Here is a 23,206-nt window from a genome sequence, read left to right on the forward strand (position 1 = left end):
ATGGTGTGTTTCGCGGCTTTTCGGGGAGGTCTGTGCCCGGCCGAACCCACCTGGGTCAGCGGCTGACCCGAATGGTCCGGGCCCGCGCGCCCTGGCGGCGCGTGACGTGGGGAGGCGCGGCCCGCCGCCGCGTCAGGGTTCCAGCGAGGCCCGGACGAGGCCGGTCAGCTCGTCGTCGGGCAGGGCGGCCGCGTCCTTCGAGCGGAGGCGCAGGGTGGACCTGCCGCTGAGGAACTCCGGGTGGCGGGCGGTGAAGCCGGCGGCGCGTTCCTTGTCCCAGCCGTAGAACGAGACGCCGTGCTGCCACACCCCCACGTGCAGCTTGCGGGTGCCGACCCGGTAGGTGGGCATGCCGTAGGACAGCACCACCTCCGCCTCCGGGTAGGCCCCCAGGATCAGCCGGTGCACGCGGTCGAACAGCGGGCGGTGCTCGGGGGCGATCCCGTCGATGTACGTCCGCACCTCGGGGTCCATGGGGCTCATGGTGGTCGAGCGTAGGACAGACCCTAGATGGCGGGCGGTGAGACCCGCAGGTAGGTCAGCGCGTTGCTGGTGCCGCCGGGCGTCGTCGCGGTCACCGGGACGGAACCCGCCGCACCGGCCGGGGCGACGGCGGCCACGGTGGTGTCGGCGACCACGGTGAACGCGGCGGCCGCGGAGCCGAAGCGCACGGCGGTCGTCGTGGTCAGCCCGGTGCCGGTCAGGGTGACGTCCGCGACGCCCGTGCCCGCGGGCGGGACGACGCTGACCGAGGTGGGCGTGTTGGCCGCGACGGTGGCGAGGCGGTCGCCGAAGTGGACGGCGGTGGCGTTCGCCAGGTTGACGCCGGTGACGGTGACGGTCGTGCCGCCGCTGGTGGGGCCTTGGTTCGGGCTGATGGGCATGCGGGAGTCCTCCTCACCCGGAATGCGCGGCATGTCCGAGCAGTGACCGGTGGGGGCGGTCCACGGGCGGCGTTCCGGCCGGGTGCGCGCCGGCGTTCCGGGCCACTGGCGGTGACGGGTCCGCGCACGTCGTGACGGGCGCGGACGGCGTGCACGGGACGGCGTGCACGGGCGCCGTGCGGGGACGGGGTCCGGAGCCGGACCGCCGCCCGGGGACGCCGCCACTGGCATTAAGCCATCCGGGTGATGCCGCCACCAGGGAAAGGGTGCCGGTTCAACCGTTTGGCGGAGCGCTCGCGGTGTGCGCAGGCGCTTTCGGGCGGCGCGTGGAACGTGGGCGCGCGGATGCGTCAGCCCACGGACTCCGCGAGCACCTCGCACAGCAGGTCCACCGCGCCGGTGAACGCGTGCTCCGGAGGGGTGCCGTAGCCGATGACGAGGGCGGGCGGCGCGTCGGCCGGCGCGCCGAAGGTCGGCAGCCCGCCCAGCGCCAGGCCCCGCCGGTGGGCGCGGGTGATCACGGCGTCCAACGGGCCCGCCTCGGGCGGCAGTTCGACCAGTGCGTGCAGTCCGGCGGCGATCCCCGAGACCCGGGCGCCCGGCACCCGCTCGGCGAGCGCGGCCACCAGCCGGTCCCGGCGCTCCCGGTAGTGCAGCCGCATCCTGCGCACGTGCCGGTCGTAGCCGCCGGACGCGATGAACTCCGCGAGCGTCAACTGCTCCAGCACCGGCGACTGGTGGTCCGCCAGCCGCTTCTCCCTGACCACCGCCTCCAGCAGATGCGGCGGCACCGCGATCCACGCCAGCCGCAGGGCCGGTGCCAGGCTCTTGCTGGCGGTCCCGGCGTAGACGACGTGGTCGGGGGCCAGGCCCTGCAGCGCCCCGACGGGCTGCCGGTCGTACCGGAACTCGCCGTCGTAGTCGTCCTCGACGACGAGCCCGCCGGTGGCCCGCGCCCACGCGGTCACCGCGGTCCTGCGCTCGGGGGAGAGCCGCACGCCCATCGGGAACTGGTGGGCCGGGGTGAGCAGGACCGCCGCCACGTCGGCCCCGGCCCGCTCCAGCGGCGCGACCTGGGCGCCGTCGGCGTCGAGGGGCAGCGGCAGCACCCCCAGCCCGTGGGACCGCAGCAGGGTGTGCAGGTCCGGCAGCCCCGCCTCCTCCACGGCCACCGTCCGCGCGCCGCGGGCCCGCAGCACCCGCGCCAGCAGGCCCACCGCCTGGACGTAGCCGGAGCACGCCACCAGCCGGTCCGGATCGGTGCGCACGCCCCGGACGCGGGCCAGGTAACCGGCCAGTTCGGTGCGCAGCTCGACCCGGCCGCGCGGGTCCGCGTAGCCGAACGCCTCGTTCGGCGCGGCGTTCAGCGCGCGCCGGGCGGCGGCCGTCCACGCGGTGCGGGGGAACGCCGACAGGTCGGGGGAGCCCGGCCACAGCACGTACGGCAGGCTGGTGGCGAACGGCACCAGCTCGGCGCGCCCGGTCCGCGGCCCCTCCGCGGCGCCCGCGCCCGCCAGGTCGGCCGCGGGCCGGCGGCGCGGGGCCGGGCGTTCCGCGACGGACGTGCCCGAGCCCTGGCGCGCGGTCAGCCAGCCCTCCGCGACGAGCTGCCCGTACGCGTCGGCGACGGTGTTGCGGGCCACGCCCAGGTCGCGGGCCAGCACGCGGCTGGACGGCAGCCGGCTGCCGGGCGCGAGCCGCCCGTCGCGGACCGCCTCGCGCAGCGCGCCCTCCAGCGCGGCGCGCGAGTGGCGGCCCGCCAGGTCGAGCAGCAGGTCGTAGTCGCCGCCGCGGTCGGAAATGGCCCATCCGTTCATAGGTCAAGTGGACCACGGGGCAGAGCCACTGTGCCTCTACGGTGGTGCCATGACGACGATCTCCGCAAGCACCAAGTCCGCCGGGGCCGCCTCGGCCGGGGCACCTGTTCCCGCGCCGCCGCGCCGGATCGACCTGATGGACCGGGCGCCGGACTTCTACCAGGCGATGTTCGCGCTGGACAAGGCCGCCGCCCGCGGACTCGACCCGGTGGTGCGCGAGCTCGTCCGCATCCGCGTCTCCCAGCTCAACGGCTGCGCGTTCTGCGTCGACAAGCACAGCGCGGACGCGCGGGCGCACGGCCTGTCCGAGCAGAAGCTGTACGGCGTCACCGTGTGGCGCGAGACGCCGTTCTTCACCGCGCGCGAGCGGGCCGCGCTCGCGCTGGCCGAGGCGGTCACCGAGCTCGGCGCGCACGGCGTGCCGGACGCCGCCTACGACGAGGCGGCGGCGCTCTTCGACGAGGACGAGCTGCCGCGGCTGATCGCGATGTGCGTGACGATGAACGCGTGGAACCGGATCGGCGTGACGTGCCGGCTGTCGCCGGCGGTCCGGGACTGATCCGCCGACCTGCTGATCCGCTGACGCCGGACCGGCGCGGGCACGGCGTTCCGGCTCTCAGTCGGCCTCGCCGGTCTCGCCCGTCCCGCCGGCCTCCTCGCGCGCGGGGGCGACCTCGCCGAAGCGCGCGAGGGCCAGCGCGCCCAGGACGGCGAGCACGAACCCCGCGATGGCGACCGGGCCCCACCCCTGCCGGGTCTTGTCGCCGAGCGCGAGGACGCCGACGAGCGCCGGGCCGATCGTCTCGCCGATCACCATCCCCGCGGTCGCCACGGTCACCGAGCCCCGCTGCAGCGCGGACGTCAGGAGCAGGAACGCGGCGCCGCCGCCGAGCAGCAGCGCGTACAGGGCCGGGTTGCCGAACAGGGCCGCGGGGGACAGGCCGTCGATGAGGCGCACCGCGACCTCGACGATGCCGAAGCCGAAGCCCGCGCCCAGACCGAGGACCGCGGCCCGCCACGTACCGGACAGGCGGCCCGCCGCCATGCCGATGAGCAGCACCGCGCCCGCGGCGGCCAGCGTGGACCAGCGCAGGGCGGTGCCGCCGTGGCTGGTGCCCTCCGCACCCGCGGACACCCCCAGCAGTGCGAGGCCGCCGCACACCGCGCCCACGGCCGACCACTCCTGGCGGGACAGCGAGGTGTGCAGCATCCGGCTCGCGGTGATCGCGGTCACCGCGAGGCTGGAGGCGATGGCCGCGCCGACGGCGTAGATGGGGAGGGCGCGGAGCGCCACCAGCTCCAGCAGGAAGCCGACGCCGTCCACGGCGAGGCCCATCAGGTACGTCCACTGCCGCAGCGCCCGGGCGAGCAGGCGGGTGTCCACGCCGGAGCCCGTCCCGGGCGCGGCCGCCCGCGCGCCGACGGCCTGCAGCACCGAGGCCACACCGAAGCACAGGCTGGCGCCGAGCGCCGCGATCATCCCCAAGAGCACGGTTCACCCTACGACGGTCCGGCTCCCCCCACGGATAGCCGCCCAACGGCGGGCCCCCACCCCGGGGCGCGGACCTCTCCTCGGGGTTCGCCCCGTGGGGGCGAAGGGCGCGTGCCGGCCGGAGGTGGGAGGGCTCGCGCCCCGGGAGGGGGTGAGGTGTTTTCGGGCCCGCCCTGTGCGGGTGAAGGGCGGGCCCATGCTCCTGGGGGAGGGGGAAGTCAGCGGGGGAGCGCGCTGTGGAGCTGGTCGAGAGACCAGTCGAGGTCTTCCTTGGTGATCACGAGCGGCGGCGCCAGGCGGATCGTGGAGCCGTGGGTGTCCTTGACGAGGACGCCGCGGGCGAGCAGCCGTTCGGAGACCTCGCGGCCGGTGCCGAGCGCGGGGTCGATGTCGACGCCGGCCCACAGCCCGCGGCCGCGGACCTCGGTGACGCCGGAACCGGTGAGCGCGGCCAGCCCGCGGTGGAGGTGGGTGCCCAGCTCCGCCGCCCGCTCCTGGTACTCCCCGGTCCGCAGCATCGCGATCACCTCCAGGCCGACCGCGCAGGCCAGCGGGTTCCCGCCGAAGGTGGACCCGTGCTCGCCGGGCTTGAAGACCCCGAGCACGTCGTGGGAGGAGACGACCGCCGAGACCGGCACCACGCCGCCGCCGAGCGCCTTGCCGAGCACGTACACGTCCGGCACGACGTCCTCGTGCTCGCACGCGAAGGTGCGGCCGGTGCGGCCGAGCCCGGACTGGATCTCGTCCGCCATGAACAGCACGTTCCGCTCGGTGGTGAGCCGCCGCACCCCGGCCAGGTAGCCGGGCGGCGGCACGAGCACGCCGGCCTCGCCCTGGATCGGCTCCAGCAGCACGGCGACCGTGTCGTCGTCGACCGCGGCCTCCACGGCCGCCAGGTCGCCGTACGGCACGATCGTGAAGCCGGGTGTGTACGGCCCGAAGTCCGCACGGGCCTCGGGGTCGGTGGAGAAGCTGACGATCGTCGTGGTGCGGCCGTGGAAGTTGTCGGCGGCCACCACGATCCTCGCCCGCCCGTCGGGCACGCCCTTGACCCGGTACCCCCACTTCCGCGCGGTCTTGATCGCGGTCTCGACCGCCTCCGCGCCGGTGTTCATCGGCAGCACCGTCTCCATGCCGCACAGCTCGGCCAGCTCCGCGCAGAACGCGGCGAACCGGTCGTGGTGGAAGGCCCGCGAGGTGAGGGTGACCCGGTCGAGCTGCGCCTTGGCGGCGGCGATCAGCCGCGGATTGCCGTGGCCGAAGTTGAGCGCCGAGTACCCGGCGAGCATGTCGAGGTAGCGGCGGCCCTCGACGTCCGTCATCCACGCGCCCTCGGCGGTGGCGACCACGACGGGCAGCGGGTGGTAGTTGTGCGCGCTGTGCGCCTCGGCGGCCGCGATCTGGCGGTCGGTGGCGGTGGCCGCGGTGTCCCCGGGGGTGGTGGGGGTACCGGAAGTGGTGGTCACGTGCGTACTCCGTTCGTCGTGCGTCGGGAGGACCCAGGGCGGACGCCCCGGTGAGCGGGAGGCCCGGGTGACGGTGGCCTGCCGGCCTGCCGGCCTGCCCACGACGCGGCCGGGGTGGTGCCCCTGTCCGCCGTGTCCGTCGGTTCTATCGTCGCTCGTCCGCGGTGACGTGAAACCTTTCGGGCGATCGGCCGGGCGGGCGCCGGTTCCGGCAGGCCCGCACAGGGGTGTGGAGGGCGCGCCCGCACCTGAGAGAATGGGCGCATGGCCTCTGAACGTCCCCGCGCACTCTCCGGCATCCAGCCCACCGCCGGCTCCTTCCACCTGGGCAACTACCTCGGTGCGATCCGCCAGTACGTGGCGCTGCAGGAGACCCACGACGCGTTCTACATGGTCGTCGACCTGCATGCCATCACCGTGCCGCAGGACCCGGCGGAGCTGCGTGCCAACACCCGGCTCGCCGCGGCGCAGCTGCTGGCCGCGGGCCTGGACCCGGACCGGTGCACGCTGTTCGTCCAGAGCCACGTGCCCGAGCACGCGCAGCTCGGCTGGGTGATGAACTGCCTGACCGGGTTCGGCGAGGCCTCGCGGATGACGCAGTTCAAGGACAAGTCCGCGAAGCAGGGCGCGGACCGGGCCACCGTCGGCCTGTTCACGTACCCGATCCTGCAGGTCGCCGACATCCTGCTGTACCAGGCGGACGCCGTTCCGGTGGGCGAGGACCAGCGCCAGCACATCGAGCTGACCCGCGACCTGGCGGAGCGCTTCAACACGCGCTTCGGGGACACCTTCACCGTCCCCGCGCCGCACATCGTGCGGGAGGTCGCCAAGATCTACGACCTCCAGGACCCGTCGGCGAAGATGAGCAAGTCGTCTGCCACGCCGAAGGGCCTGGTCAACCTGCTGGACGAGCCGAACGTGTCGGCGAAGAAGTTCAAGAGCGCGGTGACCGACACCGACACGGTGATCCGGTTCGACGAGGCGGACAAGCCGGGCGTGAGCAACCTGCTCACGATTCACTCGGCCCTCACCGGTACCACAATCCCGGAACTCGAGGAGCGGTACGCCGGCAAGGGCTACGGTGCGCTGAAGACCGATCTCGCGGAGATCTTCGTGGCCTGGGTCACGCCGTTCCGCGAGCGGACGCAGGAGTACCTGGGGGACCCGGAGACGTTGGACTCCGTGCTGGCCAAGGGGGCCGAGAAGGCGCGTGCGGTGGCCGCGGAGACGCTGGCCGCCGCGTACGACCGGATCGGGTTCCTGCCGGCCAAGCACTGACCGGCCGGGCCGCCCGGGAGGAGGGGCCCGCGGGGCTGTGACGGAAGTCGCTCCCGGCGGGCTCGTGCGCGCGCGACACTGAGACGGGGTGGCTTGCCCCGGCGTGACCGAAGTGACCGGCCGCGCCGGACGGCCGTACGGCGGGCAGTGGCCGGACGGCCCGGGAGTGAACTGGGAAGGGGTGAACGCACGTGGCAGCGGACAGCACCACGATCGGCGTGTCCATCGCGGTCCCTGAGCCGTACGGGCGGCTGCTGCAAGAGCGCCGGGCCGGTTTCGGCGATCCCGCGGCGTACGCCATTCCCACCCACATCACGCTGCTGCCGCCGACCGAGGTGGCGATCCCGGAACTGCCCCGCTTCGGCCTGCACCTGTCGCGGGTCGCCGCCGGGAGCCGCTCCTTCCGTATGCGGCTCGACGGCACCGACTCCTTCCGCCCCCTGTCGCCCGTGGTCTACGTGCGGGTCGCCGAGGGCACGGTGGAGTGCGCAGGGCTGCAGGAGGCCGTGCGCTCGGGCCCGGTGGAGCGCGAGCTGCAGTTCCCGTACCACCCGCACGTCACCGTCGCGCACGGCATCGCCGACGCGGCGATGGACCGCGCGCAGGCCGAGCTGGCGGCCTTCACCGCCTCCTGGACGGCCGGCGGCTTCGCCCTCTACGAGCAGGGTGCCGACGACGTGTGGCGCAAACTGCGCGACTACCCCTTCGGCGCCGAGGAGCGCCCCGTCCTCCCCCAACAGCTGGGCATCCGCGCCGGTTCGAGCCTCTGACGGTCCGTCCGGGCCGGTCCGCCGCCTACAGCGGCAGGCGGCGGAAGAGGGGGCGGGGCATGAGGCGGAGGGCGGCCATCACCGGGCGCAGGGCCGCGGGCACCCAGACGACCTCCGTGCGGCGGCGCAGGCCCGCCTCGACGGCCTCGGCGACCGCGTCCGCGGTGGTGGCCATGGGAGCCTCCCGGCGGCCCTCGGTCATCCGGGTGCGGACGAAGCCGGGCCGGACGACCATGACGTGCACGCCGCAGCCGTGCAGCGCGTCACCGAGGCCCTGTGCGAACGCGTCCAGGCCGGCCTTGCTGCTGCCGTAGATGAAGTTCGACCGCCTCGCCCGCTCGCCGGCCACCGAGGAGAGCACCACCAGCGAGCCGTGGCCCTGGTGCTGCAGGGCCGTGCCGCACACCAGGGCGGCGGAGACCCCCCCGGTGTAGTTGGTCTGCGCGACCCGGGCCGCCGCGGCCGGGTCCTGCTCGTCGCGCGCCTGGTCGCCGAGCACACCGAAGGCGAGCAGCACGGTGTCGATGTCGCCGTCGGCGAAGACCTTGCCGAGGACCTCCTCGTGCGTGTCCGGCTCCAGCGCGTCGAAGGCCACCGTCATGGTCTCCGCGCCCAGCGCCCGCAGGTCCTGCGCGGCCTGTTCCAGGGCGGGGGAGGGGCGCCCGGCCAGGTAGACCCGGCGGGTGCGGCGGGCGATCAGCCGGCGGGCGGTGGCCAGCCCGATCTCGGACGTGCCGCCGAGCAGCAGCAGGGTCTGGGGAGCGCCGAACGCGTCTTTCACGAGGTCCTCCAGTTGGTCGGTCGCGGCCCCGCCCTCCGGACGCCCGGCGCGGGTCTCACAGGGCGAGGCGCCGGGCGAGGTCGGACGTGAGGGCGCCGTGCGGGTCGTACCGGGCGCGCAGCTCGCGGAAGTCGTCGAGCCGCGGGTACATCCGCGCGAGCATGTCGGGGCGCAGCCGGGAGTCCTTGGCGAGGTAGACGCGGCCGCCCACGGCGGCCACCTCCTCGTCGAGCTCGTCCAGCAGCGCCCCGAGTCCTGGCATGGCGGCGGGGATGTCGAGGGCCAGCGTCCATCCCGGCATCGGGAAGGACAGCCAGCCCGGGTCGCCGTCCCCGAACCGCTTGAGCACCGCGAGGAACGACGGGCAGCCGTGGGCGCCGATCCGCCGCACGATCCTGCGCAGCGCCTCCTCGTGGCCGTAACCGATCACGAACTGGTACTGGACGAAGCCGCCGCGGCCGTAGATGCGGTTCCAGTCGGGCACCCCGTCCAGCGGGTGGAAGAACGTGGAGAGCCGCTGGAGGCGGCCGCTGCCGGTGCGGGCCTTGCGGTACCAGAACTCGTTGAACGCGCCGACGGTGCGGCGGGTCAGCAGGCCCTCGGGGATCATCCGGGGCGGCGCCGGGAGGCGGCCGGGCCGGAAGGCCAGCGGGTCGCGGCGGGCGGCGGCGCCGAGCGCGTCCAGCGGGGCGTGGTCGCCGCGGGTGAGCACCGCGCGGCCGGTGCGGGCGCCGCGGGCCAGCAGGTCGATCCAGGCGACCGAGTAGCGGTAGCGGTGGTCGTTGGCGGCCAGCCGGGCCATCAGGTCGTCGAGGTCGGCGGCGCGTTCGGTGTCGACCCGCATCAGGGACGTCCGGACCGGCAGCAGTTCGACGGTCGCGGCCAGGATGACCCCGGTCAGGCCCATCCCGCCGGCGGTGGCCCAGAACAGCTCGGGTTCGTCCTGCGGGGTGACCAGCCGGGTCTCGCCGTCGCCGGTCAGCAGTTCGAGGGCCCGCACGTGGCGGCTGAACGAGCCGGACACGTGGTGGTTCTTGCCGTGGATGTCGGCGCTGATCGCCCCGCCGACGGTGACGTAACGGGTCCCGGGGGTGACCGGCACGAACCAGCCGAGCGGCAGCAGGACCTGCATGAGCTTGTGCAGCGACACGCCGGCGTCGCACACCACCAGCCCGTTGACCGCGTCGATCTCGTGGATGCGGTCCAGGCCCGTCATGTCGAGCACGGCCCCGCCCGCGTTCTGCGCCGCGTCGCCGTAGGCCCGGCCGAGCCCGCGGGCGATGGCGCCGCGCCCGCTGTGCGCGGCCTCCCGCAGGGCCGCCGCGGCCTCCTCGTAGGAGGCGGGCCGCAGCAGCCGGGCCGCGGTGGGCGCGGTGCGGCCCCAGCCGCTCACCGGGGTCGGGGCCGGGGCGGTGTCGGGCGCTGGGGGGAGGACGGCCATACCGCGACCGTAGCGCCGCGAAGCATCCGTATTGCGTTTTTTGCCGCTTATGCCGATTTTCTCACTGAGACGGGCGCACACCGATACGCACCGGGTCTCCACGCACGGTAAAGACTGATTGTCAGATAAGGGGCGGTACGACCACTTCTGAGGGAGATCCGCCGATGCGTTACGACCATCAGCTCCTCGCCACACTGCGCCGGTTCGGCGCGGACCCCGCCGTTGCCGGAACCGCGAAGGGACTCTCCCTCGCGGGGGAGCACGCAGCGGTCTGGATCGCCGTCGGCCTCGCCGGCGCGAGCGCGGACCGCGTCAGACGCCGTGCGTGGCTGCGGGCGACGGCGCTGGTCGCCGGATCGCACGCGGCGAGCATCGCGGTGAAGCGCGTGGTGCGCCGGCCGCGCCCCCAACTGCCCAGCGACGAGCCGCTCGTCCGGATCACCGGCCGGCACGGCTTCCCCAGCTCGCACGCCGCCTCCTCCGCCGCGGCCGCCACCGCCTACTGCGCGGTGCTGGCCGCTGGCCCGCTGGCCCGCGCCGTGCCGCTGCTGCCACCGCTGGCCGCCGCGATGTGCCTGTCGCGGCTCGTGGCGGGCGTGCACTACCCGACCGACGTCGCCTGCGGCGCGCTGCTGGGCGGCGTCGTGGCCCGGCTCGGCCGCGACTGGACCCTCGCGGCCGGCACGGCCGCCGCGGCCGCCGCCCCGCTCACCGCGGCGCTGCCGCCCTACCTGGCGGGTGACGGCCATGACTGAGCGCTCCACCGCCGTGACCGCCGTCATCAACGAGCCGGGTCCGGCCGTCGCCGACCTCGTCACCCCGGCGTCCACCGCCGGCCTGGCCGCCGGCCTGCTGCGCACCTGCCGGCCCCGGCAGTGGGTCAAGAACGGGCTGGTGCTGGCGGCGCCGTTCGCCGCCGCCCGGCTGCTGACCGTCCCCGAACTCGCCCAGCTCGGCGTGGTCTTCGTCCTGTTCACCGCCTGCTCGGCCGCGGTGTACCTGATCAACGACGCGCGCGACGCCGAGGCCGACCGGGCCCACCCCGTCAAGTGCCTGCGCCCGGTGGCCAGCGGGCAGGTGCCGGCCGCCGCCGCGTACGCCGCGGGAACGCTGCTGGCCGTGCTGGCCACCGCCGTGGCGGCCGTGGCCTGCAACGTCGACACCGCGGGCCTGCTCGCCGGGTACGTCGCCATACAGCTCGCCTACTGCGTCTGGCTCAAGCACGTCCTGGTCGTGGACCTGTTCATCGTCACCACCGGCTTCCTCATGCGGGCCATGGCCGGCGGGATCGCGCTGGGCATCGAGCTGTCCCGCTGGTTCCTGATCACCGCGGGCTTCTGCGCCCTGTTCATGGTCGCCGCCAAGCGCTACTCCGAACTCGTCCTGATGGCCGGTCAGGACGGCGAGGTCGGCGCCTCCCGCGCGCTGCTCGGCGCCTACACCCCCGGCTACCTGCGCTTCGTCTGGCAGCTCGCGGCGGGCGTGGCCGTCCTCGCGTACTGCCTGTGGGCGGTGGAGACCGGCGCGAGGGGCGCGGGCTGGCTGCCGTGGCGGCAGCTGTCGATGATCCCGTTCATCCTGTCGGTGATGCGCTACGCGGTGTTCGCCGACGCCGGGTCCGCGGGCGCCCCGGAGGACGTGGTCCTGCGCGACAGGGCCCTGACGGTCCTCGGCGCGACGTGGGGCGCCCTGTACGTTCTGGCCGTGGTGAACCGATGAGCGGCGCGTGAGGCCGCGCAGCCCGATCGCGGCGGAGGCCCTGGGCTTCGCCGTCGCCGGGAGCGCCGCCTACGCCGCCGACCTCGGGCTGTTCGTGCTGCTGCGCGGACCGGGCGGGCTCGGCCCGCTCACCGCCAAGTCCCTGTCGTTCCTGGCCGGCTGCACGGTCGCCTACGCGGGCAACGCGCTGGGCACCTACCGCAGCCGGCCGCCCGCCGTCAGCCGCGCCCGGCAGTGCGGCGTGTTCTTCGCGGTCAACCTGGCCGGCGCCGTCATCCAGCTGCTGTGCCTGGCCGTCTCCCACTACCTGCTCGGCCTCACCACCCCGCGCGACGACGTCGTCTCCGGCGCGGGCATCGGCATGGCGCTGGCCACCGTGCTGCGGTTCTGGGGGACCCGCACCTACGTCTTCGGGCCGGCCCCGGCCCGCCGGTCCGCGCACCGCAAGCGTGCCCCCGCCGCGGGAGGGTAGCCGCCTCCCATGGACTGGTTGACCCGGCTGCCGTGGATCGGCCCCCGCGTCGCCGCGCTCCTGCGCACCCACGCGTGGCGGGCGTTCGCCCACCTGCAGGACGTGCACTGGACACGGCTCGCCGCGGCGATCACCTTCACCAGTTTCCTCTCGCTGTTCCCCCTCCTCGCGCTGTCCGCGGCGATCGGGGCCGCGCTGCTGTCCCAGCACCAGCTGGACACGCTGGAGCACAAGATCGAGGAGCAGATCCCCGGCATCTCCGGGCAGTTGGACATCCAGGGCCTGGTCGACAACGCGGGCACCGTCAGCGTCATCGCCGGCGCGCTGCTGGCGTTCACCGGCATCGGCTGGATCGGCTCGGTGCGCGACTGCCTGCGCGCCGTGTGGGGGCGCGACAAGGACGAGCGGAACCCGATCGTCGGCAAGGCCCTGGACGGCGGCATCCTGCTGGGCCTGGGCGTGGCCGTGCTGGTCTCGCTGGGCTCGTCCGGCTTCGCGACCGCCGCGGTCAACTGGACCGCCGACAAGTCGGGGATCAGCCACCACGGACCGGTGCGGGTGCTGCTGACCGTCGTCGGGCTCCTGCTGTCCGTCGTCGCCGACTTCCTGATCCTGGTGTACCTGCTGACGCTGCTGCCCGGCGTCGACCCGCCGCGCCGCTCGGTGGTGACGGCCGCGCTGATCGGGGCGGTGGGCTTCGAGCTGCTGAAGGTGCTGATCAGCGGCTACCTGCAGAAAGTCGCCGGGAAGAGTCTGTACGGCGCGTTCGGCACGCCCGTCGCGCTGCTGCTGTGGTTCAACTTCATGGCCAAACTGCTGCTGTACTGCGCCGCCTGGACGGCCACGCCGGTCCACGCGCCGCCGCCCGCGACGACGGCGGACCCCGGGGACGAGGAGTCTCCGGGGTCCGAAGCGACCGGCCGCGACAGCGGTGGCCCTGACGCCGGGGGTCGTGACGCCGGGGGCCGTGATGCTGAGGGCCGTGATGCCGGGGGAGGCGTCAGCGGCGGTGACGTCAGCGGCCGCGACGGCGGCGGCCGCCCCGCCGGCGGCGCCCACCGATGGGAGCCCCCGCCCCCCGCACCTCCGCGGGAAGGGGACGACGGCGGCGCACGACCATGATCAGCACGGCCAGCAGCGCCGCGGTGCCCACCGCGATCCCTGCGGCCGTCCACAGGCCGCCGCCGGAGGAGCCCGTCGACGTCGCGGCCCGCAGTGCGGGCGAGGCCGACGTCGCCGGGGACGGCGGCGCGGTGTGCGGCAGCTTGCTCAGCGGCGGCACCAGCGTGCCCACCGGCTGGATGCTCGGACCGGCCTTGAAGCCCCAGTCCAGCAGCGAGGCCGCCTCGCGGTAGACGAGGTTGTGGGCGTCGTGCGACGGGTTCATGACCGTCACCAGCAGGGTGCGGCCGCCGCGCTGGGCCACGCCGGTGAACGTCGCGCCCGCGTTGGTGGTGTCGCCGTTCTTGACGCCCGCTATCCCGGAGTACCGGCTGATGTCGTAGTCACCGCTGAGCAGGCGGTTGGTGTTCTGGATCGCGAAGGTCTCGCGGGTCTTCGTCGCCTTGCCCGACTTGTCCTTCTTGTACTCGCCGGGGAACTGGGCCGTCGCGGTCGAGCAGTACTCGCGGAAGTCCGCGTTCTGCAGGCCCTGGCGGGCGAAGAGCGTGAGGTCGTAGGCGCTGCTGACCTGCCCGGGCTCGTCGTAGCCGTCCGGCGTGACGACGTGGGTGTCGTTCGCCTGGAGCTCGTGGGCCTCGGCGTTCATCTGCGTCACGGTGGCGGCGACGCCGCCGTTCATCGCGGACAGCACGTGCACCGCGTCGTTGCCCGAACGCAGGAACACCCCGAGCCAGAGGTCCTTCACCGTGTAGGTGAGGTTCTCCTCTATCCCGACCAGGCTGCTGCCCTCGCCCATGCCCTCCAGGTCCGAGTGCGCGACCTTGTGGACGGTGGTCTTCGGGAACTTCGGCAGCACCGTGTCGGCGAACAGCATCTTCAGGGTGCTGGCCGGCGGGAGCTTCCAGTGCGCGTCGTGCGCGGCGAGGACGGCGCCGGTCTCCGCGTCCGCGACGATCCACGAACGGGACGTGATCCTGGGCGGCAGCGCGGGCACGCCCGCGGCGGCGTTGACCTGTGTACCCGCCGTGGCGAGCCGGTCCCCGCCGACGCCCGACATCTGGGCCGGGGGTCTCGGCGTCGGCTTGGGCGCGGCGGTCGCGGTCCCCGCGAGTACGGTCCCGCCCAGCAGCGCGGCGGTCATGGACACGGCCAGGGCACGTCGGCGGGCGGCGGCGGTCGTCGTCATGAGCACCCGCCGAACCGTACAGGGCCCTCCCGCACATACGTACCACCGGGTCCGCCCCCATCGGGGTGACGCTTCCCACGCCCCCTCGGCGGAACCGCGGCGCCCGCCCGGACATACTGGACGTCATGAAGCTCAGCCGCCGCGTCTCCTGGTTCCTCGTCGCCTTCGGCGTCTGGTCCGTGATCGTCTGGACCACCTTCGTCAAGAACCTCTGGAAGGACACCAGCGGTCTCGCCTTCCACCACGGCGACCACTCCTCGCCGACCGCCTACTTCTGGATCCACCTCACCCTGGCGGTCGTCTCCTTCCTCCTGGGCCTGGCCATCGGCACGCTCGGCCTGCGCGGCCTCCGCGCGCTGCGCCGCGAGTCGGCGGCCGCGGCCGCGGCCACCGACCCCGAGCGCACTCCCGAGGTCTCCTCCCGCTGAACATCCGCTGCGCGGGGCGTTCTGGCCTTACGCGTAGGAAGACAGCAGCTCGTCCAGCGTCCAGACTGTGGCCGCGACGCCTGACGTGCGGGCCAGATAGCGGTCCCGCTCGATCAGGATGTTCAGGTCGCCGCATCCGAGCCGGTTGCACGCGTGCTCGACCAGCGTGCTTCCGGTGCGTCCGCCAGCGAGCAGCGCGTCCAGATGCGCGGCATTCCACTCGACCTCGTTGAGTGCCCACGGAGCGTCGCCGTTGACCACCGCGCGCAGCATCACATCAAACCGTTCGGCACAAATGCGCCGCTGATGGCCGTCGTTGAGCTGGGCTATGTGGTTGCCCGTCTCGATGATCGCGGTCACCGGAAGCAGCAGGTCGCAGTCGTGGGCCTTCTGCTTTGCGTGGTACTGCTCGACGACCTTCGCGCGGTCCTGGCACTTGACGGGAATCCCCAGCAGATTGCACAGGACAGAGGTGTCCACGAATTCAACCCTGCGCGCCACGCCTCACCCGATCCCCAGCAGTCGGTCGAACTCGCTGTAGTCCCGGTCACGGCGCGGGCTCGTGTCGAGGCGTCCCTGCGTGACCACCTCACCGAGGGAGCCGGACGCCATGGCCGTCGGGTAGCCGTCGAGTTCGGTGAGCCGGGTGAGACGACTGCTGCCCGACTCGCGGTCGCGCCAGCAGACCACCACACCGTCGTGGTCTTCGGCGTCCAGAGCGGAGAGAAGCGCCGGACTGTGCGTGGTGATCAGTACCTCGGTGCTGTTGGCCGCCCCGGCCTGGCGGACGAGCCCGAGGACTTCGGAAGCCTGCGACGGGTGGAGGCCGTTCTCCAGCTCCTCGATCACGAGCATCAGTGATCGCTCGTTCTGCTCCGCCTTCGTGTGCCCGAGGTCGAGACCACCGCCACCGGTGAGCAGCGATGTCGTGATCGCAAGGAATCGGAGCATTCCGTCGCTCATCTCACGGGCCGGTGTCAGACCGAGGGGGCCCTCATTGAGCGCGATCATGACGTCACCCAGGTCGGACCGGGTGACGGCAAGCGTTTCGATCTCGTGGTCGGCGAGGCCGCGTAGCAATTCGACCAGGCGCCGGAAGAGGGGCTTGTCCGTGCGCTCGATGTTCCCCACCGCGGCCGACAGGTTCTCCGCGGTCCGGCGCAGGTTGCTGTCCCGGGACGGAACGTACTGCCGCATCAGGTGAGGTACCGGGTCGAGGTGGAAGACACCTTCCAGCGTGGAGATCATCGTCTCGGCGCACCAGACGCTGTCTGTGCCACCTTGCGTCTCCGGAGCAACTCGCAAGGGCAGCTGTGAGGTGAGCAAGCGGGAACCGCGGAACCGCACGCTTGGGTCGCGGCCTCTCTTCCCGTTGTGCCAGGTGGCCCAGAGGTCGCCGACCTGGGGGTTCGCTTCGCCGCTCTCCAGGACGTGCCTGCGTCCTTCCGCCGTTGGGCCGGTCAACCGCTCCTTGATGATCTGTACCTCGGGCTCGACCTGCACTGTGACCTCAAGGTCGATGGGCCCCCACTGGGTCCGCACGGTGCACCCCAGGGCGAATCGATCGGAGCCGTGCGGTACGCACCCGGCCAACCCGCCACGCACGGCACCTTCGGGGCCGCGCCGGCTCTCCAGCGCCTCGGTAATGTCATCGCCCCGGGCCAACCGGGAGAGCACTTCGAGTCCGTCGAGCGCGTTGGACTTTCCGCTGCTGTTACGGCCGATGAGAGTGGTCAGTGGCGCCAGCGGGAGCACCTGGTTGCGAAAGCTCTTGAAGGCGGTCAGCCGGACCTCTTCGATGCCCTGAACAGTCACACGGCTCAAGCTACCCCAGAGCGACATCAACCAGCCCTCTCTGAGAGGAGCCCGTCTACCGAGCGAATGTCGGGCAGGGCGACCTCCGCCCACACGGTCTTGCCGACCTCGCGTGAGGAGACGCCCCAGGCGCGCGTCAGCGCCTGGACGAGTAAGAGGCCGCGGCCGGACTCCGCGTCGTCCGCCGGCGGCAACGGCGAGACGGCGGGCCGGACCTCCCCCCGGGCGTCGCTGACCTCGACGCGGATCACCCCGGTCGCCCGGTCGAGGGTGAGCCGCAGCTCGAAGTCCCGCCCGGCGACGCGGCCGTGAGTGACGGCGTTGGCGGCGAGCTCGGCCACGACGGAGGCGGCGCTCTCCGCCGGGTCGCTGTCGTGCGGCACGCCCCACGCGGCCAGTTGACCGAGGGTGAGTCGCCGCGCCGCGTCGTGCCGGCTGCCGCGCGGGTGCCGGGGAGCATGCGGACGAAGGGGCAGGTCCGGGTGGAGATTTCGGTGTTCACGTGACAGAGCGTGGCCGCTGGTGCATAGGCTGACCAGTGATGAGGCCGGGACGGAGCGTGACCTGTCCGGCTGCCCTGAGCGCGTGTCCGGGCGTCCGGGTGCGCATGGCGGGGGTGGGCCGATGACGGCCGGTACCGGTACGGGATCCGCGGAGTTCCCGGCACACTCGGGCGGCGGCACCGAGGAGCAGGACTAGGACGACGGCGCGACGGACATCCTCAAGACCGTCGGCCGCCAGGTGAAGCTGTGGCGCGAGCGCGCGGGCCTCCGCCAGGCGGAGTTGGGCCGCCGCATCGGCTACAGCGAGGAGCTGGTCTCCTCCGTCGAGCGGGGTCGGCGCGCACCGAAGCCGGAGTTCCTGGACGCGGCGGACGACGTCCTCGACGCGGGCGGCATGCTCGCCACGTTCAAGGAGGACGTGGAACGCGCGCGGTACCCGAAGAAGGTCCGGGACCTGGCGCGCTTGGAGGCTGACGCGGTCGAACTTCGTGCCTACGCCGGCACCGTGGTCCACGGCTTGCTTCAGACCGATGCGTACGCAAGTGAGTTGTACCGGTTGCACAGGCCGGTGATGGACGACGACGTCATCGAGGTCAACGTGGCCGCTCGCATGGACCGTCAGCGGATCTTCGCTCGCCGTCCCGCGCCCTTCCTGAGCTTCGTTCAAGAGGAAGCGACCTTGCTCCGTCCGGTCGGCGGCCGGATGGTGCTGCGCGAACAGCTGAAACGGCTGCTGGAGCTGGGCCAGTTGAGGCACGTGGAAATCCAGGTGATGCCGACCGCCCGGGAGGACCATGCTGGCCTTGGCGGATCGTTCCGGCTTATCGTTCCTCGAAACGGACCGCAGGTGGGGCACGTTGAGGTTCAGCAGTTCAGTCGAGTAGTCGACGATCAGAAGGACGTCCGCCGCCTGGATGCCCTCTACGGAATCATCCGCGCGCAGGCTCTCACGCCGCGCGAGTCACTGGCGTTCATCGAGAAAGTGCTTGGAGAGACATGACGAGCAAGCCCTCGGCCGGTATGAGCGCGGCTGGCCCGAACTGGTTCAAGAGCAGCTACAGCACAGCTGAGGGCCCCGACTGCGTCGAGGTCGCGGCCTGCCCCGAGGCCGTGCACGTCCGGGACTCCAAGGACCCGCAGGGCCCGCGCCTCACGTTCGCCCCCACGGAGTGGACCGCGTTCCTCGCGTACGCCGCCGACCGCGTCTGAGCCGGCAGGCTGGCGCTCCGCGTCGCCCGCACCCGGAGGGTGTGCAAAAATCGCACACATGGAAACCGCGCAGAATTGGGGAGAGGTCGGCGAGCGGATCACCGAAGCCCGCCTCGCCGCGGGTCTGAACCAGGGCGATCTCGCCTCGGCGGTCGGCGTGGACCGCACGGCAGTCGTCCGCATCGAAGCCGGCGAGCGGCGTATCACCGCGCTGGAGTTGTCCCGGCTGGCCGAGGCCCTGGGGGTTCCGCTGGCGCACCTGCTGTCGCGTCCGCTGCCGGCTCTCGTATCGCGCCGTACCGTCCTGGAAGACACCGCTGACGACACCTCACGCTCCCGCTACCGGCTCGACGCCCGCCTGGAGGAGCACGCCCGGTTCGCCGCGTGGCTCGTCTCGCACGGATTCCTGCGGCCACCGCACCTCGATGACGTGCTGCTGAGCGCCCCTGGTGCCTCACCCGAACCGCACTCGCTGGCCCGAGCCGCCCGCGCGGCCGCGGGCGTGCCCGACGGCCCGCTCGGCCCGCTGGCCGACGTCCTGGAGTCCTTCGGTCTTTACGTGACCGTCGTGGAGGAGTCAGGCGAGGGGGCCTCCCTCCTGCAGGACGGGTACGGCGTGGCCGTTGTCAGCGGCGAGCCCCAGCCCGGCCGCCGACGGTGGACGGCAGCTCATGAGCTGGGACACCACCTGCTCCAGGACGAGTACCACAGCGACGCGGGAGTCGCCGCCGGGCGGGACGAGCGTGAACAGCTCATCGACCGCTTCGCCGAGGAGTTCCTGCTTCCCGCGGACGATCTGCGGTCCGCCTGGGCGGAGACCGAGGCCGGGCAGAGCCCACGGGCGGTCCTTCTGGACATCGCGGCCCTCTACCGCATGTCGTGGAGCGCGGTGGTCAACCGCGCTCGGCACCTGGGCCTCGTCGACGGTACGGACGCCCGGCGCTACAAGGCGGACATACCGCAGCGCGGTGATTTCCTCGCGGCTCACGGCCGGCAACCGGTACCGGACCTGGAGGCCGGTGCGACGGGCGCGCAATGGCGCAAGGCGGCCATCGCGGCGTGGACCGCCGGCGCGGTCACCGGCCCCCGCGCGGTCGAACTGGTCTACGACGCCATCGGTGTGGACGAACTTCCCAGCCGCGACCTGGAGGACGAGCTGCCGTGACCGTCCCACCTCTGTTATCGCGCGCGACGGGACCGGTGCTGGTCTGGGACACCTCGCCTCTGCTGCATTCCGTCACGGCGGGAAAGATCGACGTGCTGCACGACTTCGCCCGCACCTGGAGCGGCGGACCGCGGCGCAACGTGACCACCGAGACGGTGCGGCACGAGATCACTCGCCAGGGAGTGGGCCTGGACGGGCTCGACTGGCTCGACGTGGTCCGCCTGGACGACCTCGACGAGCTGAACTCCCTTGTCGTCTGGATGGAACGCGTCTCGGGTCAGAAGTCCAACCAGGGCGAGGCGACCGTCCTCGCCTGGGCCGACCTGTACGGGGCTGTCGCGGTGGTCGACGACGGTGACGCGCGCAGGATCGGCCGCAAGCACGGACTCGGCGTCTGCGGCTCGCTGCGGATCGTGGCCGAAGCCCTGGCGGACGGACGGACGACCGAGTACGTGGCGACCACGTTCGTGGACACCTTGATCGGATCCGGTATGCGCTATCCCTGCGAGGTCGGAGGATTCCTGCCGTGGGCCAAGCAGAACGGACTCCTCTGATGGGCCGTCTCAAGTGAGCGGCCACGCCCAGCCGGGCCATCCGCCGGTGTAGCGCCACAACTGGTGGTCGTCCAGCGGGTGGAGGCTCCGCGCCACTGCGGCGAGGTCGTCGTCCGGGCGGTCGTCGTCGACGGTGACCCGGACCAGGACGCCGTGCAGCAGCGTTGCGTACCCGCGGAAGCCCGTGCCGTAGAGCTCCCAGGCGTCCGGGCCGGAGGGCGTGCAGCCCGGGTCCGGAACGGACATGGTGTCGTCGTCGGGCAGCTCGTTCTCGGGCACGGTGTCGTACGTCACCGCCACCGTCAGATCCCGGCACGGGTCCGTTCCGGCCGGGGACACGGTCACCACCCCCTGCGACATGCCATCGATGTTGCTGTCCTGGAAGAAGACGACGACCCGCGTCCCGAACGGGCCGGTCGTCAAGGGAGTCTGCTCGCCCCCGGGCCAGTCGACCGCGGCGATCAGGTCGCGAGGGGTGGCCGGATGGGCGTGGCGCCACCCGTCGGCCGCCAGGTGTTCCTGCGCGGTCCGCAGCGGCAGGACGCCCGCGCCGATCATCGCGGCCGAGGCCAGAGCGGCCGCCACCGCGGCGGCGCGGTGCATGGTGCACAGCGTGAACACGATCGGGTAGGGCGCGCAGAGCAGGGCCACCGACACCGGCCCGAAAGGCGGCAGGAATCCAGCGCCGGAGACCAGGACGCGGTTCAGGGCGATCATGGCGCAGCCGCCGACGACGAGCACCGCGGTCGTCACCAGGGCGCTTACCGTTCCCCGCTGGACCTGCCGAACCTGGCGCTGCGCCAGGGAAAAGCCGAGCACCTGGCAGACCGTGCACGCCCCGACCCCGAACAGCAGGACCACCGCCACGAGAGCTCCGCCGCCGAGCACCATGTCGTGCCACACGCTCCGCAGCACGCCGATCCCGGTGGCCGAGAGCAGTCCGGCGAGCCAGACCTTCAGGAGCACGCTCCGTGCGGGGGGCCGCAGCGAACCCGCGGTTCGCGGACCGGCGGGCGGACGGGCGGGCAGCGGTCTCGGGGTGGTCGGGCCTGCGGCGGGCATGTCGCGATCCTGTTCTCCCGGCCGGCGCCCTCACCGTCCGGGAGCCCGCCGCAGGCGTCAGGTCGCGGGCTTGCGGGGCTTGCGGCGGCGGGTCGTGGGGGCCGAGGCGTCGGTGGTGGTCGGGCGGTCGGGGAGCGGGGTGCGGCCGATCGTGGGGAGGATGAAGTCCTGGATCAGGCCCTTGGCGTCGCGGACCAGCGGGCGGAACGCCCGGTAGCGGCTCAGGGAGATGACGCGGGCGGCCAGCGGCGTGGAGCGGTGGACGAACTCGCGGGTGCGGGTGGTGTCCGGGCTGCGGTCGAAGACCCAGTAGAGGACGACGACCATCAGGTGCAGCCAGAGCAGGTCGGGCAGCAGTTCGGCGAGTTCCGCGTCGAGCTTCGGGGCGAGGTCGGAGTCCATCAGCACGTCGCGGAACAGGGCGACGGCGGTGGCACGCGCCGGGTGGGACTCGTTGGAGAACGGGCTGAGCGAGCTGTCCGGATCGGCGGCTGTCCGGAAGAACTGCGCCGCGAACTCGTGGTAGTCGGCGGCGCAGTCCAGCCAGGACACGAGGGCGATCTCCAGCCGTTCCGCGAAGTCCCGCACCCCCTCCATGCGGGACGCCGCGTCACGGGCGTGGTCGTGCGTCATCTGGTCGTAGAATCCTTGAATCAAGAACTCTTTCGACTCGAAGTAGTAATACGCGTTGCCGACCGAGACACCGGCCTCGGTGGCGATCGCCCGCATCGTCGTCTTGTCGTAGCCGCGCTCCCGGAAGAGCCGCATCGCGGTCTCCAGGATCACCGCCCGGGTCTGCTCGCTCTTGCCCGTCTTGGGCAGGGCCCGGCCTCCGGGCAGTTCCTCGGCAGCGCGGGCGGCGCCGCCCTTGTTGTCCTCCACGCGGGTGAGCCTAGCCGGGCGGTGAGCAGCCGTCCGTACAGCCGCCGTCCGCGCGGCCCGTGCCGCCCGCGCCGCCCGCGCCGCCCGTGTCGTGCAGCGTCCACCCGCCGCTGCCGTCGTACTCCCACACCGGCTGGGGACCAGCGGCCTCGGGCCCCCCGGCCCCCACCCCGGCCGCCGTCGTGCCGCCGGCCGGGACGCGCGGCGGCCGCGGTGCCGGGTGGCGGTGCGGCTCCGCCGGCTCCCCGCGCCCGGCGCGCTCCCGGTAGCGAGCCGCCGTGAGGACCGCTGCCCTGGCCAGCCGGCGGCCGGCCGGAGTGGTGAGCGTGTGCGAGAACGCCCGGTGGTCGGCGAGCGCCCACAGGCACACCACCCACGCCGTGTCGCCGACGTAGAGCTGACCGCCGTCCCCCACGACCGTCACCTCACGGCGGGCCGCCCCGTCGTGGTCGAGCGCGGGGAACCAGGTGCGGGCCTGCTCGGACCCGACCGGCACCAGGGTGAGCGGCACGAGGTGGCGCTGCCTCCCGAGCCAGCCCGCCACGTACGCGCACAGCCGGCACTGGGCGTCGAACAGGACGGTCAGCGCGCGCACCGGCTGCTGACGCGGCACCGGTCGCTGCCCGGCGGCCGGCGGCCGGCTCACCGGTCGCGGCCGCCCTTCGAGTCGCGGCGATCCCATGGCTCACGCCCCGGCCGGCTTCGGCGCGCCCCACGCGGTCGCGGTGGTCCCGTCGGGGCCCACCGGCGGGTACTGCTCGCGGTCCAGCATCCCCCGGCGCCGGATCCGGTTGAGCACGTAGACGTTGCCCAGGTGCATGACGCCCAGCACCAGCAGCACGACGCCGATCTTCACCGACAGCTCCTCGAAGATCCCCGCCGCGCTGTCGATGCGGTGACCCGATTTCAGGTAGAGGGCGACGAAGCCCAGGTTGACCAGATAGAAGCCGACCACCAGAAGGTGGTTGACGGCGTCCGCCAGCCGCTCGTCGCCGTGCATCACGTCGGCGAGGAAGATCCGGCCGTTGGTGCTCAGGGTGCGGGCCACCCAGACGGTCAGGCAGATGCTGATGACGAGATAGACGACGTACGCGAGGACGGTTCTGTCCATTGCGGTTCCACCCCTCCGTCCGATCCGGCACCGCTCGGCGCCGCTCGGA

The 23,206-nt window shown here is 73.1% G+C and carries 27 protein-coding genes; 12 read left to right on the forward strand and 15 right to left on the reverse strand.

Going from position 1 to position 23,206, the window contains the following annotated elements; genetic code table 11:
- Positions 1-132 precede the first annotated feature (132 nt).
- The 3 genes from BMW99_RS19885 to pdxR form a co-directional block, all read right to left on the reverse strand.
- On the reverse strand, positions 133-483 hold the full coding sequence (locus BMW99_RS19885; protein WP_245791545.1) for an iron chaperone: 351 nt from the start codon (positions 481-483) through the stop codon (positions 133-135).
- A gap of 23 nt (positions 484-506) precedes the next feature.
- Positions 507-884 (reverse strand): IPT/TIG domain-containing protein, encoded by a 378-nt coding sequence (locus tag BMW99_RS19890; RefSeq protein WP_069466081.1) that lies wholly within the window; start codon positions 882-884, stop codon positions 507-509.
- A 350-nt stretch (positions 885-1,234) separates the two neighbouring features.
- Positions 1,235-2,701, reverse strand: a complete 1,467-nt coding sequence (gene pdxR, locus BMW99_RS19895; RefSeq protein WP_069466080.1) for a MocR-like pyridoxine biosynthesis transcription factor PdxR — start codon at positions 2,699-2,701, stop codon at positions 1,235-1,237.
- A gap of 49 nt (positions 2,702-2,750) precedes the next feature.
- Between pdxR and BMW99_RS19900 the strand changes: the two genes are divergently transcribed.
- A complete protein-coding gene (locus BMW99_RS19900) occupies positions 2,751-3,260 on the forward strand; it encodes a carboxymuconolactone decarboxylase family protein (RefSeq protein WP_079138842.1) in 510 nt (169 codons plus the stop codon).
- Positions 3,261-3,317: 57 nt separating this feature from the next.
- Here the strand turns inward: BMW99_RS19900 and BMW99_RS19905 are convergent, their stop codons facing one another.
- Entirely contained in the window at positions 3,318-4,181 is an 864-nt protein-coding gene (locus BMW99_RS19905; RefSeq protein ID WP_075017254.1) for a hypothetical protein, read from the reverse strand.
- Between the two features lie 230 nt (positions 4,182-4,411).
- A complete protein-coding gene (rocD, locus tag BMW99_RS19910) occupies positions 4,412-5,659 on the reverse strand; it encodes an ornithine--oxo-acid transaminase (protein WP_069466290.1) in 1,248 nt (415 codons plus the stop codon).
- A 264-nt stretch (positions 5,660-5,923) separates the two neighbouring features.
- Between rocD and trpS the strand changes: the two genes are divergently transcribed.
- Positions 5,924-6,937 carry a tryptophan--tRNA ligase gene (gene trpS, locus BMW99_RS19915; protein WP_069466289.1) on the forward strand — a complete coding sequence of 338 codons (1,014 nt, stop codon included), beginning with the start codon at positions 5,924-5,926 and terminating at the stop codon, positions 6,935-6,937.
- Positions 6,938-7,128: 191 nt separating this feature from the next.
- Positions 7,129-7,707, forward strand: a complete 579-nt coding sequence (locus BMW99_RS19920; RefSeq protein WP_069466288.1) for a 2'-5' RNA ligase family protein — start codon at positions 7,129-7,131, stop codon at positions 7,705-7,707.
- A gap of 25 nt (positions 7,708-7,732) precedes the next feature.
- Here the strand turns inward: BMW99_RS19920 and BMW99_RS19925 are convergent, their stop codons facing one another.
- Complete coding sequence (locus BMW99_RS19925) at positions 7,733-8,488, reverse strand: decaprenylphospho-beta-D-erythro-pentofuranosid-2-ulose 2-reductase (RefSeq protein WP_075017255.1); 756 nt, start codon at positions 8,486-8,488, stop codon at positions 7,733-7,735.
- 55 nt (positions 8,489-8,543) lie between these two features.
- Positions 8,544-9,929, reverse strand: coding sequence for an FAD-binding protein (locus tag BMW99_RS19930; protein ID WP_075017256.1), 1,386 nt, complete (start codon positions 9,927-9,929; stop codon positions 8,544-8,546).
- A 164-nt stretch (positions 9,930-10,093) separates the two neighbouring features.
- Between BMW99_RS19930 and BMW99_RS19935 the strand changes: the two genes are divergently transcribed.
- From BMW99_RS19935 to BMW99_RS19950, 4 genes are read left to right on the forward strand one after another with little or no spacing between them, the layout of a single operon-like run.
- On the forward strand, positions 10,094-10,684 hold the full coding sequence (locus BMW99_RS19935; RefSeq protein WP_069462923.1) for a phosphatase PAP2 family protein: 591 nt from the start codon (positions 10,094-10,096) through the stop codon (positions 10,682-10,684).
- Positions 10,677-11,648, forward strand: a complete 972-nt coding sequence (locus BMW99_RS19940) for a decaprenyl-phosphate phosphoribosyltransferase (protein ID WP_069462924.1) — start codon at positions 10,677-10,679, stop codon at positions 11,646-11,648. Before BMW99_RS19935 ends, BMW99_RS19940 begins: the two co-directional genes overlap by 8 nt.
- A 7-nt stretch (positions 11,649-11,655) precedes the next feature.
- Positions 11,656-12,120 carry a GtrA family protein gene (locus BMW99_RS19945; protein ID WP_069462925.1) on the forward strand — a complete coding sequence of 155 codons (465 nt, stop codon included), beginning with the start codon at positions 11,656-11,658 and terminating at the stop codon, positions 12,118-12,120.
- A 9-nt stretch (positions 12,121-12,129) separates the two neighbouring features.
- The gene (locus BMW99_RS19950; RefSeq protein ID WP_075017257.1) at positions 12,130-13,242 is read left to right on the forward strand and encodes a YihY/virulence factor BrkB family protein; all 1,113 of its coding nucleotides are present in this window, start codon (positions 12,130-12,132) and stop codon (positions 13,240-13,242) included.
- On the opposite strand, the gene BMW99_RS19955 is transcribed toward BMW99_RS19950, so the two are convergent.
- Positions 13,136-14,428, reverse strand: coding sequence for a D-alanyl-D-alanine carboxypeptidase family protein (locus tag BMW99_RS19955; protein ID WP_075017258.1), 1,293 nt, complete (start codon positions 14,426-14,428; stop codon positions 13,136-13,138). The two genes, BMW99_RS19950 and BMW99_RS19955, sit on opposite strands and share 107 nt — an antisense overlap.
- Before the next feature lie 125 nt (positions 14,429-14,553).
- On the opposite strand from BMW99_RS19955, the gene BMW99_RS19960 reads away from it, so the two are divergent.
- Positions 14,554-14,856, forward strand: a complete 303-nt coding sequence (locus tag BMW99_RS19960) for an SCO4848 family membrane protein (protein WP_069464129.1) — start codon at positions 14,554-14,556, stop codon at positions 14,854-14,856.
- Between the two features lie 27 nt (positions 14,857-14,883).
- Here BMW99_RS19960 and BMW99_RS19965 read toward each other — a convergent pair whose 3' ends face one another.
- From BMW99_RS19965 to BMW99_RS19975, 3 genes are read right to left on the reverse strand one after another with little or no spacing between them, the layout of a single operon-like run.
- Positions 14,884-15,336, reverse strand: a complete 453-nt coding sequence (locus BMW99_RS19965) for a hypothetical protein (RefSeq protein WP_245791546.1) — start codon at positions 15,334-15,336, stop codon at positions 14,884-14,886.
- 24 nt (positions 15,337-15,360) lie between these two features.
- Positions 15,361-16,671 carry an AAA family ATPase gene (locus tag BMW99_RS19970; RefSeq protein WP_069464136.1) on the reverse strand — a complete coding sequence of 437 codons (1,311 nt, stop codon included), beginning with the start codon at positions 16,669-16,671 and terminating at the stop codon, positions 15,361-15,363.
- A gap of 26 nt (positions 16,672-16,697) precedes the next feature.
- Positions 16,698-17,054, reverse strand: coding sequence for an ATP-binding protein (locus BMW99_RS19975; RefSeq protein ID WP_245791547.1), 357 nt, complete (start codon positions 17,052-17,054; stop codon positions 16,698-16,700).
- A gap of 358 nt (positions 17,055-17,412) precedes the next feature.
- Here BMW99_RS19975 and BMW99_RS19980 point away from each other — a divergent pair, with 358 nt between their 5' ends.
- From BMW99_RS19980 to BMW99_RS19995, 4 genes are read left to right on the forward strand one after another with little or no spacing between them, the layout of a single operon-like run.
- Positions 17,413-18,174 carry a helix-turn-helix domain-containing protein gene (locus BMW99_RS19980; protein ID WP_322899666.1) on the forward strand — a complete coding sequence of 254 codons (762 nt, stop codon included), beginning with the start codon at positions 17,413-17,415 and terminating at the stop codon, positions 18,172-18,174.
- Positions 18,171-18,383 carry a DUF397 domain-containing protein gene (locus tag BMW99_RS19985; RefSeq protein WP_075017259.1) on the forward strand — a complete coding sequence of 71 codons (213 nt, stop codon included), beginning with the start codon at positions 18,171-18,173 and terminating at the stop codon, positions 18,381-18,383. Before BMW99_RS19980 ends, BMW99_RS19985 begins: the two co-directional genes overlap by 4 nt.
- Before the next feature lie 58 nt (positions 18,384-18,441).
- Positions 18,442-19,548: a helix-turn-helix domain-containing protein gene (locus BMW99_RS19990; protein WP_069464133.1), complete on the forward strand. Its 1,107-nt coding sequence runs from the start codon at positions 18,442-18,444 to the stop codon at positions 19,546-19,548.
- The gene (locus BMW99_RS19995) at positions 19,545-20,102 is read left to right on the forward strand and encodes a hypothetical protein (protein WP_141726179.1); all 558 of its coding nucleotides are present in this window, start codon (positions 19,545-19,547) and stop codon (positions 20,100-20,102) included. The genes BMW99_RS19990 and BMW99_RS19995 overlap by 4 nt, the downstream gene beginning before the upstream one ends.
- Before the next feature lie 9 nt (positions 20,103-20,111).
- Here the strand turns inward: BMW99_RS19995 and BMW99_RS20000 are convergent, their stop codons facing one another.
- From BMW99_RS20000 to BMW99_RS20015, 4 genes are all read right to left on the reverse strand, one after another.
- Complete coding sequence (locus tag BMW99_RS20000) at positions 20,112-21,068, reverse strand: hypothetical protein (protein WP_075017260.1); 957 nt, start codon at positions 21,066-21,068, stop codon at positions 20,112-20,114.
- Between the two features lie 153 nt (positions 21,069-21,221).
- Positions 21,222-22,046 (reverse strand): TetR/AcrR family transcriptional regulator, encoded by an 825-nt coding sequence (locus tag BMW99_RS20005; RefSeq protein WP_245791548.1) that lies wholly within the window; start codon positions 22,044-22,046, stop codon positions 21,222-21,224.
- 10 nt (positions 22,047-22,056) lie between these two features.
- On the reverse strand, positions 22,057-22,659 hold the full coding sequence (locus tag BMW99_RS20010; RefSeq protein ID WP_075017261.1) for a thiol-disulfide oxidoreductase DCC family protein: 603 nt from the start codon (positions 22,657-22,659) through the stop codon (positions 22,057-22,059).
- A 72-nt stretch (positions 22,660-22,731) separates the two neighbouring features.
- A complete protein-coding gene (locus tag BMW99_RS20015) occupies positions 22,732-23,157 on the reverse strand; it encodes a hypothetical protein (RefSeq protein WP_069464411.1) in 426 nt (141 codons plus the stop codon).
- Between the last annotated feature and the right edge of the window lie 49 nt (positions 23,158-23,206).

The organism is Actinacidiphila rubida (assembly GCF_900110255.1).
Taxonomy (GTDB): domain Bacteria; phylum Actinomycetota; class Actinomycetes; order Streptomycetales; family Streptomycetaceae; genus Actinacidiphila; species Actinacidiphila rubida.

Coding starts and splice junctions, on each gene's coding strand:
- BMW99_RS19890 (WP_069466081.1), bottom strand. CDS start 884: ATGCCCATCAGCCCGAACCAAGGCCCCACCAGCGGCGGCACGACCGTC.
- BMW99_RS19900 (WP_079138842.1), top strand. CDS start 2,751: ATGACGACGATCTCCGCAAGCACCAAGTCCGCCGGGGCCGCCTCGGCC.
- BMW99_RS19955 (WP_075017258.1), bottom strand. CDS start 14,428: ATGACGACGACCGCCGCCGCCCGCCGACGTGCCCTGGCCGTGTCCATG.
- BMW99_RS19885 (WP_245791545.1), bottom strand. CDS start 483: ATGAGCCCCATGGACCCCGAGGTGCGGACGTACATCGACGGGATCGCC.
- BMW99_RS19960 (WP_069464129.1), top strand. CDS start 14,554: ATGAAGCTCAGCCGCCGCGTCTCCTGGTTCCTCGTCGCCTTCGGCGTC.
- BMW99_RS20015 (WP_069464411.1), bottom strand. CDS start 23,157: ATGGACAGAACCGTCCTCGCGTACGTCGTCTATCTCGTCATCAGCATC.
- BMW99_RS19985 (WP_075017259.1), top strand. CDS start 18,171: ATGACGAGCAAGCCCTCGGCCGGTATGAGCGCGGCTGGCCCGAACTGG.
- BMW99_RS19950 (WP_075017257.1), top strand. CDS start 12,130: ATGGACTGGTTGACCCGGCTGCCGTGGATCGGCCCCCGCGTCGCCGCG.
- BMW99_RS19935 (WP_069462923.1), top strand. CDS start 10,094: ATGCGTTACGACCATCAGCTCCTCGCCACACTGCGCCGGTTCGGCGCG.
- trpS (WP_069466289.1), top strand. CDS start 5,924: ATGGCCTCTGAACGTCCCCGCGCACTCTCCGGCATCCAGCCCACCGCC.
- BMW99_RS19990 (WP_069464133.1), top strand. CDS start 18,442: ATGGAAACCGCGCAGAATTGGGGAGAGGTCGGCGAGCGGATCACCGAA.
- BMW99_RS19940 (WP_069462924.1), top strand. CDS start 10,677: ATGACTGAGCGCTCCACCGCCGTGACCGCCGTCATCAACGAGCCGGGT.
- pdxR (WP_069466080.1), bottom strand. CDS start 2,701: ATGAACGGATGGGCCATTTCCGACCGCGGCGGCGACTACGACCTGCTG.
- BMW99_RS19905 (WP_075017254.1), bottom strand. CDS start 4,181: ATGATCGCGGCGCTCGGCGCCAGCCTGTGCTTCGGTGTGGCCTCGGTG.
- BMW99_RS19930 (WP_075017256.1), bottom strand. CDS start 9,929: ATGGCCGTCCTCCCCCCAGCGCCCGACACCGCCCCGGCCCCGACCCCG.